The 11070-nt window shown below is 59.2% G+C and carries 5 protein-coding genes; all 5 read right to left on the minus strand.

Annotation, left to right across the window (positions count from 1 at the left end; translation table 11 throughout):
- Positions 1-274 precede the first annotated feature (274 nt).
- On the minus strand, positions 275-2338 hold the full coding sequence (locus J2D77_RS16735) for a UvrD-helicase domain-containing protein (protein WP_207847656.1): 2064 nt from the start codon (positions 2336-2338) through the stop codon (positions 275-277).
- A gap of 2 nt (positions 2339-2340) precedes the next feature.
- Positions 2341-3108 (minus strand): hypothetical protein, encoded by a 768-nt coding sequence (locus J2D77_RS16740; RefSeq protein ID WP_207847657.1) that lies wholly within the window; start codon positions 3106-3108, stop codon positions 2341-2343.
- A gap of 3 nt (positions 3109-3111) precedes the next feature.
- Complete coding sequence (locus J2D77_RS16745) at positions 3112-6219, minus strand: site-specific DNA-methyltransferase (protein WP_331000139.1); 3108 nt, start codon at positions 6217-6219, stop codon at positions 3112-3114.
- Positions 6219-9218: a BPTD_3080 family restriction endonuclease gene (locus tag J2D77_RS16750; protein WP_220556094.1), complete on the minus strand. Its 3000-nt coding sequence runs from the start codon at positions 9216-9218 to the stop codon at positions 6219-6221. The genes J2D77_RS16745 and J2D77_RS16750 overlap by 1 nt, the downstream gene beginning before the upstream one ends.
- A gap of 177 nt (positions 9219-9395) precedes the next feature.
- Entirely contained in the window at positions 9396-10763 is a 1368-nt protein-coding gene (locus J2D77_RS16755; protein ID WP_207847659.1) for a hypothetical protein, read from the minus strand.
- Positions 10764-11070: the final 307 nt, after the last annotated feature.

Genomic DNA, 11070 nt, shown 5'->3' on the forward strand with positions numbered 1-11070 from the left:
ACCCTCTGACTCCGAAGGCTACACCCAAGCCAGCACGCTCGCCCCTTTCCCGGCAGAAAAATGTCGCCAATGAGGGGGCGAGCGGATTGTCCGCTATAGGATGCTTCGACTGGAAAAGCAGTCATTGCAACAGATACGATTACCAATGAAGAAAACAATAAATAAAATCACCTTAATTTTTTATAATTTATCTTAATTAAATCAAATTAATATTTAGAGTTATTATCTCTTAATCTTATATATTCCCATTTATAATCTTGAATTATTTTCGATATTACGTAGTGAAGTCAGCAAGGTATTCTGATGTAGGCATTACTCCAGTCAGCAACAAATGCTCACGTGCCCGCGTACAGGCCACATAAAGCAGCCGGCGCTCGGTTTCGTAGATTTCGTCGAGTTCCGCCTCATCGGCGGCGTCAGCGACACGCTCATCCAAAGGTAGGAGTCCCTCGTCGCAGGCCATCACAACAACGGCGCGAAATTCCAGCCCCTTGGCCAGGCTCATAGGCGCGGTTGTTATTTCATCAGCGCCAGAGAGCCCGGCAATCGCGGCCCGGGCACGCGTGACGAGATGCGGCGTTCGTACGAATAGGCCGATCTCGCGTGACCCGATCCCTTCTGCAAGCCAAGTCTTGACAGCCTGGCGGACCGTGGCTGCTTCCGCAGCGACGTCGGCGAACGATTTCACCTCCGGCGTCGGACCATCGAAGACCGAGATAATGCCGCGGCGCTCGTCCTCCAGTCCATCGGTATCGCGTAGCACGGTGGGCAGCAGTTTGTCTGCTGCACTGCGGATCTGTTGCGAGGTGCGGTAGCAGACTTTGAGCGTGTAGGAGCGGCCTCTCACGTCGACGCCAAGGCTCGCCCACGAGAAGGGATGCTGGAAGATGCGCTGTCCGATGTCGCCTGATAGAAACAGGCCATCTGGTTTCGCGGAGGCCAACGCAGCGAAGAATCGAAGCTCGGCCGGGGCAAGGTCTTGGGCTTCGTCGATGACGACGTGGTCGAAGGGCTTGTTCTTGCTCTTAGCAAGTGCATCGGCCAAACCGTTGAAGACATTTGCCCAAGTGGTGTAGCGCTCCGCCGCCAGCGCATCGCGCACCACTTGGAACACCGGCCACAGGCGAGCGCGCTGGTTGGGTCCGAGCCGGCTCTTGCGGCCCATGCGCTGCACAGTGGAATAGGCGTCGAGCGACGTCAGCCCCCAAGCGTCGATGACGTTGGTCCATTCAGACAGCAGAAAGCGCTCGGAAAAGCCCTTGAGATCGATGGACGCGGCGGCGGCCCGCAGGCGCTCGCGCAGCACGACATCACTAGCGATGCGGGGCCGCACCCCATGTTCGAGCTGGAACATCTGCTCAGCGATGCCCTGGAACGACGCCGTAGTAATCCGAGGGACGACGCCACTTGTCTCGGGCGCCAAGACCAGCACCTTTTTCGCCAGTTCCGCGGCCAGAGGCGCGGAGAAACTGGCCAGCAGTACCTTCGCGCTCGGAGTCTCGCGGGCGAGACGGACGGCGCGATGGATGGCCACAATGGTTTTGCCGGTACCCGCCGAGCCGGCGACGCGCGCCGGCCCCGAGAATGAGCGCTCGACCAGCGTCCTTTGGGAGGGGTGGAGAAAGACGCCCCATTTCTCCCACGGGAAGGCGAGCGCCTGTTCCAACTCTTCCTGGTCGGCGATCAGCCTGATCCGCCGCAGGGCATCGGGATGGGCGAAGGGATTGGCCGCGACGGGAACTGGTGTCGGCGTGACCAGCCTGCCGGTCGCGGCATATTCCAGGAGGGCTTCAGAGGCTTCGGCGGGGAGGTGAGATGCCAGCGCGAAGAAACCATCCTCGCTTGCCGCGCGAACGTCGACCAGCCAGTCGGCGGGAACACCGATCGAGAGCAGCGCGTCGTCGTTCAGTGAGGCGAACAGCGCTGGTGCGGTGTCGGCCTTCTCATCCTGCTTGGCGTGCTCGGGGAAGACGAAATGGAGCGTTGGCGGTGGGGCGACATCTTCTACGCGCTCGCGCACTTCGACGATCTGGACGGCGCCAGTGCGCGGATGCGCCTCGATCCGGCGGCGTTCGGCCCAGGCGTAGGCGTCGTCGTGATGGCCGACATAAGCAACCAGCAGGCTCTCGCCGGTCTTGTGGACGATCAGGCGGATGTCGCGGTTCACGCGCGCAGACCAGAAATTCGGGTCCTTGCTCTTATCGATGCGATGTAACTGGAGGCCGTTGCCGGCCGGATTCATCTGAAGATCAAAGACGCTCGCCTTCACAGCCTTCTGATCCAGGCCAGACAGGCGGCTAAACGAAGCAGTGAAAGTGTCTGCGATCAAAAAATTCATGTTTAGCCCACCGCCAACTTGACACCCTCGCGTGCCAACAACCCCAGACGACCGCGCTCATGGAGCCCACCACTTAGCCAATTCGGCAGGAGCGCTCCTTGGGATGCGAAGTGCTCAGTGTGAACCACCATAACCTTGTCATCCGTGTAGGCAACTTCGTTGATCGTGCGCCATCGACCAGGGCGTGCCTTGGTGAGAGCGTCCCGACATGTTGCAACGTAGTTCCCGCGCGTACCGAGACCCGACATCAGGATCAACTTCGTCTGGGGCGGTAAATCGCTAAGAAAGCGAGTCGTGCAATTTTCCAGAACGATCTGCCCAAAATCTCGCGCGACAAACTTGTCGAGCATACCGCCACCTGTCCCTTTCCATTGCCTCTCGGGAGCCGTCTCTTTTTCATCGAAACGCTCGACTGTGCATCGGATTAGGGAAGCGAAGTGAAATCGACCATTCCTATTCACTATCGCCTGATCCACAAGTCGGCTTTCAGGGGCAGGCAATAGCCCGATATGGTGCAGAATCTTCGCCAGATTGGTCCGACCGCCGCGATAGGCGATTGGGTCATGTGGCTGACGGGCCAGAGCTCCGGCTTGCTTCGGTCCCTTTGAAAAGCCCAGCACGAGAATTTCCGGTGCCGGATTGCCCCAAGCCAACGGATTGGCTGTGATCCGCCAGCCGTTGTTTTCTGTTCGCGTAGCGTCGAAAGCATGGGCTTGCCCGCGATGACAAAGGGCACATTCCACGCGGCCATGATCGGGAAGGAGTGTCATTGGTTACACTCCAAAGACCTTCATCACCTCGTCGCCGAAGTGATTGATGACCTTGACCGCGATGCGTCGGCTCTCCGGGCGCTCGAACGGCCGAGAGGTGTCGGAATAGAGCGTGGCCCAGGCATCCTCGTCGATCTCGGCCTGAAGCGCCGTCTTCAGGCTCTCATAGGGATCGTTGGCGCCGAGGAAATAGGCGTGGCGGACAAAGAAGCTCTCTTCGTTGTAGTCCGTGTCAATGAACCAGGCGGCAATGCCCGCCGTGTCGTTCGAGCGGATGTCGCCGGTGTTGGGATCGAACACATCGATACCATTCACCTTCACGCGGATTTCCGGGCCACCGTCGTCGAGGATTTTGACGTCGGGTTCGCCGAACACCACGAACATGTTGCCGCGCCCGGTGTTCTTCAACTCGTCCGACATGTGCATGTCTGGGTTTATCCGCGCCTTGAGGATTTTCAGGCTGCCGAGGCTCGCCAACTCGGACGAATGGGCGTCGAAGTTGAAGGCGCAGGCGATCAGCACGTCGAAGCGATTGTCTACCGCCTCGCGGGCAGCGGCCACGAGATCCTGCCGGCCGACCGTGCCGTATTCCGGGCCAATCAGGATCGCGGCCCGTCGTTCGAGGCCGTTCTCGCCTTCGACGAACACGCCGCTGGCGCCAATGAAATTCCCTGGCCAGGGCCCTAGGCTCTCGAAGGTGATGCGGTCGCCTTTATCCCGTTGTTTGACGCCCTCGGTCTTGAGGTAGTCAATGACGATGGCCGAGAAATCCTGTCCCGCCAGATCGGCATCGGCGGGAGAGCGCCGACCCTCGGCTGCGGCTATGTCGTCGCTCAGTTCTTCCTCGCTGGCTGGCAAGATACGGTGCGGCGACAGACTCTCGACCGTGAATGGCCCGGCGACGCGAATGCGCGCGGGATCGGAATAGGGCTTATCGTAGAGATATTCGACTTCGGCGCGGGCGGCGATGGAGGCGTCGATCTCCTTTTGGCGGGCAATGCGCGCCTCCCACCATTGACCGTGCAGGCGGATGGCTTCGTCATTTGTCCACGGGTCGATGGGGCGGTTAGGTAGAGTCTGAAATGTATAGTTCCGGCCAAGTTTTATGTTCAGCTTTACCAGCAGGTTATTGGACTTCTTGCCTATATCGTCCTTAGCAATCGCGGCACGCAGTTTTGCGTGCATCTTAGTGGCTTCGGTGCCCCACGGGTCGCCGGCCTCTCGCGGAATCTCCCATTCTTCCCAAGGCTGGTCCCGGCCGAGCGTCCGGTTCAGGTCTTGGCGTAGCGGCTCAAGCACCGCCTGCCATTTTTCCCAGATGTCGTCGATCAATGAGTTGTTGGCGATGTCTCTCAGGGTGATGTGAGGTGCACGCTCATACACGAAACCTTGGCGGATATCGTTGTGCGTGGCTATTTCCGGTGGCGGGCGCATGGTTAGTTCGCCCTGTTTCAGTTGTCCCTCTCGACTGTCGGCAAGGATATACCAAGGGTAGCGGGCAGCCATAAGTCGTGTACGGGCGAGCGCCAGTGCGACGCGGCTGGTGTCAATGGTGATCCAGCGCCGTCCCCACTGCTCCGCGACGTAGGCTGTGGTCCCTGAGCCGCAGGTGGGATCAAGCACAAGATCACCTGGGTCGGTGGCCATTAGGACGCACCGCTCAATGACCTTGCTCCCGGTCTGAACAACATACAACCGAGGATCGGCGAAGCCTGAAACACCTGTATCAGGCCAGACATCCGTGATTGGAAAAACAGGAAAGTCCGCTAGCTTTCTGACGTATCGCGGTGTGCTACCGAGCAACAATACCCGGTTAGCTGCTTTTAGGCGCCTCATACCTTCTTCGGTGGTTTTCCACCGCTGATTTGCCTGTTTGAGGCGGAATGTTTTGCCAAAGAGATCAAGCGGATAATCTGTTGTCGAGGCAAATCCAGTCGATGTGATGTTGTCGTGAGAAATCAGACTGAATCCTAGTGGGACTTCTTCGTTCCCACTGAGGCTTCGCCTGCTCTGATCTTCATCGTTCTCGATCCAATTAAATTGCGTGGCGCCTTCCTGACCGGCCTCTTTGGTATTGAAAATACGCCTGAATTTTGTCTTCCTGCGGTCAAAACCATAGTAAATAATATAATCTTTCGATGATGCTAAATAGTCTGAAGCAAGACCAGCCGTTTTTTTGAAATCTATCTGCGCGATAAAATTGTCTGTTCCAAATACCTCGTCCATGACCGCCCGCAAACGATGGACGTTCTCATCGCTAATCTGCACGAAGATCGAACCGCTCTCGGTCAGTAGATCGCGCATCGCGGTCAGTCGATCGCGAAGATAGGTCAGGTAGGAGTGGATGCCGTTCTTCCAGGTATCGCGGAACGCCTTCACCTGCTCAGGCTCACGACTAATGTCGGTTTGCTTCCCATCACGCACGTCGCGCGACTGGGTTGATACCTGCCAGTTCGAGTTGAACTTGATGCCATAGGGTGGATCGAAATAGATGCACTGCACCTTGCCCTTCAGGCTCTCGCGTTCGGACAGGCTCGCCATCACCTGCAGGCTGTCGCCCAGGATCATGCGGTTCGACCAGTGCTGGTCGTGCTGGTAGAACTCCGCCCGCTGCTCGGGTGTAATGCCGTTGAAATCGGCGAACAGGTCGGCCATTTCGGCCTGCGCCTCTAGCTTTTCGGCCGTGCGGCGCTTTAAGTCGTCGATGATCGCCTTGGGGTGAATCTTTTCCTGAATGTAGAGCGGCGGCACGTTGACGACGAGATCGGTCCAGTCCTGCCGGTCCTTTCCGCGCCAGATGAGTTGCGCGTCGGAGAGGGTGAGCGTGCCAGTTTCCGCCAGTTCCTTCATCTGCGCGTCAGTGATGGTGATCTTCGCACCGTTCCAGATCAGTTCGGGTTGGCGCGGCTCTTCGGGAGTTCGCGTCTCGCCTTCTGCCAGGGGCCGGCCGCGCGGATAGTGCTTTGGCGGCATGGGCGCGGCGTCTTCCTCGCGCCGGAAGAAGCTCTCCATCTCCGCTGTCGGAATGTTCCGCCGGGTGGCTTCGTTGTGCTTGAGGGCATCGATCTGTTTGGAGGACTTGCCGCTGGAGGATCGGGGAGAGCGGGCCATCAGACGGTAACTTTCTTGAGAAGTTGATTGACCAGCGTGGCGAAGTCCTCGTCCATCGCGGCCCAATTGCGAAATTCGGCAAAAGCCCAGCGACCGAAGCAGCCGAGCGCGTTGACACCTGGAACCCAGAGATCGCGCGTCGTCTGAGCCTTGGCCTTGTCGGCTTCGTCCTTGATGCCCTTCACCTCCAACACCAGGTTGAGCGGCTCGTCGCCGCCATCGTCGAGCCGGACCAGGAAATCGGGCAAATAGCGCCGGGTGACGCCACTATCGAGATAGGGAATCTCGAAGCCCAGCGCCTGGTTCTTGGCATAGGCCAGTACACGCGGATGGGTTTCCAGTGTCAGGGCGAGCTGCTCTTCCCAACTGGAGTCTAGCACGACATGGCTGATATGGCTCCTGGGCGGCTGCGCACCGGTCTTCCAGCAAGGCTTCGAGGTGATGAAGTTGACGTGGCGTGTCGAGCCCTTGGGATTGTAGGGATCGAGCACGGCTAGAATGTGCCCTTCGCTTGCGCGCGTGCAGGCAATGTCGATCTTCTCCGCCGCACGGGTGAGCTGATCCTGATAGAGGATCGCGCCGACCGGGACGCCTTTGGTAACGAGATAGCCCTCGTCGAGCCAGCGGCGTGCGAGACGCTGAATCTGCGGGAAGAGGTGCTGCTTCGGGAAGCCATCCTCGTCGCGGAAGCTAGTGTAGAGCAAGTGCTTAGCGAGGTTGAAACTGATCTCCGAAGGCCGCAGCCGCTCCAGCACCTGAGGCGTGATCGTCACGCCGGCGCCGACGATTCCTTCCATGACGACCGAAGTGGGACCAATGTCGGCCGGCGTGATCTCCAACTTACTCTCATCGGTGAAGACGGCTTCGAGCTTTTCGGACGGCAGGTCGCGGCGATAGCCACTGACGCGCGGGAAGACGATCTCCAGCGCCTCACGTTCCTTTATCGCGTGAACACGCGTGACCGGCTTCGGTTTGATCGGCTTGGCGACCTGCGGCGAGGAAGCAAAGTCGAACGGAATCCCCATGATGTCGGCGTATTCGACATCGAACAGGCCGGTCTCCGGATTCAGGTCATAGGATTGCCGGCGCAGGCCGCGCCCGACCACCTGTTCGCACAGAAGCTGGGTGCCGAAGGCGCGGACGCCGAGAATGTGCGTCACCGTGTTGGTGTCCCAGCCCTCGGTGAGCATGGACACTGAGACGACACAGCGGATCTGTTCGCCAAGACGACCAGGTCGACCTACAGTGTTCATCACCTCGCGCAGTAAGGCGCTCTCGCTGATCTCGCCCTGGGCAGTCCCGGCGCCTTCGCGGGCCGCTAGTTCGCGCTTGAACTGCTCAATCTCGGGACCTGCGGCTTCCCGGAAGCCCTTGTCGAGTGCTTCGCCAGCCTCGAGTTGGCGGGAGTCGATCAACAGGGTCCGCGGATAGGCAAGACGACCACCCTGTTCGTTGTAATTTCGAAATAGCTCCAGATGGCCGACATGAAAGGCCGCACGCTCTCCTTCCTCGGCTTCGCCGCGCTCGAAGCCTGCGATCCATTCGAACACTAGCTTGGAAATCGCTGTGTTCTGGCAAACCACGATGAAGACGGGTGGCACGCCGATCCCGGCGCGCTCCCAGCGCTTATACTCGCCCTCATAGTGGCTGTAGAGAGCATTCAGCGCGGTCTTCAGCATATTGGGTAGGTCGAAGGGGCTAAGCTTGGCGGCCCCGGCGGCAGTCTTTGGCAAGGCCTTGCCGATGTGCTTCCACAGGTCGCGATAGACGACTGTGTCAGTCTGCACGAGGTTGTCGCTCACCGGTACGCGGGGCAGCTTGACGATACCGCTCTCGATAGCGTCCATCAGGCTGAAATCCGAGACAACCCAGGGGAAGAGCGTGCCTTCCTGATAACCCGAGCCGCGCAGGAAGAAGGGCGTAGCCGAGAGGTCGTAGACCGCGCGTACCCCCTTCGAAAGCTTGCGGTCCAGCGCTTCAATGCCGTTGATCCAGAGGCGGGCCGCTTCATCGTTCTCGGCCGCCTCTTTCTTGTCGTCGCCGGTCAGTGCGCCCTCCGCGTCGTCTCCTACCTTGTGACGGTAGCAGTGGTGAGCCTCGTCGTTGAGGACGTTGACGCGATCGTAGTTCAGGAGCTTTCCGCACGCGCGAGCCAGCATCTCGGCATCGGTCTCGGTCGTCTTAAGTGGCTCGGGATCGTTTCCTTGAAGGAAACTGCGCGCCACCTTGGGCAGGGAAAGCGTCTCACGGTGCTGAAAGGCGTGATAATTGGTGATCACGATCTCCGCGCGCCGGATGTCGGGGAGCATCTCGGGCGGCACGATCTCGCGCGTCTCGTAGTAATTGTCCGGTTCGCTCGGTTGAAGTACGCGGAGCCGGTCCTTGATTGTGATGCCGGGCGCGACGATCAGGAAGGCGCGCGAGAAGTCCTTCGATTCCTTGCGCGTGGCGTTCACAGCCTGCCAAGCGATAAGCATTGCCATGACAGTCGTCTTGCCACTGCCCGTCGCCATCTTCATGGCTAGGCGGAAGAGCTCAGGATTGGCCTCCTCGTTGGCATTGCCGATCTGATCCAGAAGCCCTTTTGTCGTGGTACGCTTGGGCGCGACCTCGGTCAACCAGATGATCGTCTCGACGGCTTCGATCTGGCAGAAGAAGGGGCGCGGGCCGACAAAATCGTGATGGCGCCAATGCTCCAGGAGGCGCTGGGAGACGGCAGTCACGCCCCAGTCAGCGGGATTGCGCAGGTTCCGCCACCGCTCGATGTAGCCGCGGATTTCGTTGATCAGCGCATTCTCGGTGTAGGTCTCCAGGTCGAGGGAGGCCTGGGTGGCCGACGCCCTCTTCCGTGATGCCGGAACGGGGATGATGAAGCGCGACGGGCGACGCCCTTGCTGCGGCTCTCCCTCAAGTGGCTGTCCATTCTGATCGAGCGGGTGGTGCAATTTAGGAGCGCGATAGGGCGAGTTCAGAATTGGTCGATCATAGAAACTACTCAATGCTTTTGCCTTGAAATTATGGCTGATATCTCGCGCCCGAAGTGTTCCAATTGTCTATCATCGTTACGTCAGGTCGCCAAAACGTAGCCCAGTCAAAGTCACCTGAATCATATCGGACTGTCCGTTATTGGAAAAGTGCATACCTCGGCTGAACGACCGACATGAGGCGGAAGCGGACTATTTCCTGAGCCTGATGATTCCGAGTTCGTGCCACATCCACCCAAAATCGTAGGCAGCCATGGCACCGCCACTCCCGTGGGCGCGGACCGTAGTGTTTTCGATACCCTTCAACCAGATGGCCACCTTTTTACGACCTGAGGCTGTCTGGACGGCCTGGCGCGGCGTCATATCCCCCAGAGCGGGAACAGGCTCATCAAGCACCTGCCGATAGTGCCGCTCCAGCATCTGCCCGATCATCCGGGCTTCCTCCTCGGGCGGGATCTGCAGTTCTGGCGAGACCTCCCGTCCATGCGTCCTCCGGTCTTCCATCGCCTGCGCTGGCGTCATGATCTGCGTGAGCGGAGCGCGCACGAGATCTCCCAGACCAGCCTGCAGCATGGCACGGCCACGTTCGGCACGCTCTTTCGAGTTCACCTGCAGCCGCAACTGCCGCCCCTTAAGATCCAGCGTGCCCAGCACGATCGCACCATCATCCATCTCCGTGCGCAGGAACCGCCCGTTTTCATCTCGTCCAGCCTTGCCCACGGGATTACTCGGCTCTTTCAGCCAGTTCCAGAATGACCGGTTTTCCGGTCGCAGGGCCATGATCCCGTCAAGCACGTCCGCCACTGTCTTCTGTGTCACGCCCTTTGCCAGCGGGAAACACACTTCGTGGAAGACCAAATCCTCTCCGTCCCCATTGAACAGCGCTGGCCCCTCCATCTGCCGGGCCATGTCCTCCAGTGTCCGAAACAGCCAGGTCAGCGTGAACATCGGCGCAAGTTCATGCAGCGTCTGCGTATCGACTTTCGGAAACTCGGCCTTGCCCCGTCTTTTCCGTAGAGCCATGTAAAGGTTCGCAGCCAGATCTTCGCAGGCACCCCGTGAATAGGCGAGCAGCCCACCTGCCAGAATGGTCTTTCCATCGGACGGCACGAGACGTGCTGCAATCCGGTCCCACTGTTCCAGCGTCCGGGTAGCCGTGCCTTCATGCACCAGAACGGGTTCCCCACCCCGCAGCAGGTCACGCGCCATCAGGCTCTGGCCGGGTTTGATATCCGAGACTTCATACAGGCTCATGACCGAAGCCTTGAGGGCACGCATGTAGGCGCTGTTGCGCGGCCCTTCCTTCCAGCCCCGCCGTTTGAGGTAAATGTCGACGAAGTTCCGGCCATCGTCGCAGTCCTGGCCGAGAAAATCTTCGAAAGCGCAGCCCCACAGCGTCATGGCAACGTCAGGGCCGATCATCTCCGCCAGCTCCTCGAAGGAGATGTCGCCCGCTTCCAGCGCCGGACCGATGTGATCGCCGAGCACTTCGCCAAAACACTCCTGCCAGTCCTCCTGACCGAGATAACGGATCAGTCCCGTGAGTTCGTCTGCGGCCATGGCTGCTCGTGCGTCTCCTGATACGGACAGCAGAAGGGCAGACTGTCCTGACTCGACAAGACAGGATCATACCCTGAAACAGGCGACAGGGTGCCCCGCTCTTAAATCACGCATTTGTGAAAGTGGACAAAATCGCGCCCCGGTACCTTTTCGTCTGTTTCCTATGTGTTTCCTGCGCGTGTTTCCCAAACGCAGAAAGCCGCCCACTGGGGCGGCTTAACATTCTGATAACATTGAATAAGTTTTGGTTGCGGGGATAGGATTTGAACCTATGACCTTCAGGTTATGAGCCTGACGAGCTACCGGG

The sequence above is a fragment of the Acetobacter garciniae genome (genome assembly GCF_017377735.1).
GTDB lineage: Bacteria > Pseudomonadota > Alphaproteobacteria > Acetobacterales > Acetobacteraceae > Acetobacter > Acetobacter garciniae.

Bases quoted from the DNA above. Each gene is read 5' to 3' on its own strand.
- J2D77_RS16755 (WP_207847659.1), bottom strand. From the start codon at position 10,763: ATGGCCGCAGACGAACTCACGGGACTGATCCGTTATCTCGGTCAGGAG.
- J2D77_RS16735 (WP_207847656.1), bottom strand. From the start codon at position 2,338: ATGAATTTTTTGATCGCAGACACTTTCACTGCTTCGTTTAGCCGCCTG.
- J2D77_RS16745 (WP_331000139.1), bottom strand. From the start codon at position 6,219: ATGGCCCGCTCTCCCCGATCCTCCAGCGGCAAGTCCTCCAAACAGATC.
- J2D77_RS16740 (WP_207847657.1), bottom strand. From the start codon at position 3,108: ATGACACTCCTTCCCGATCATGGCCGCGTGGAATGTGCCCTTTGTCAT.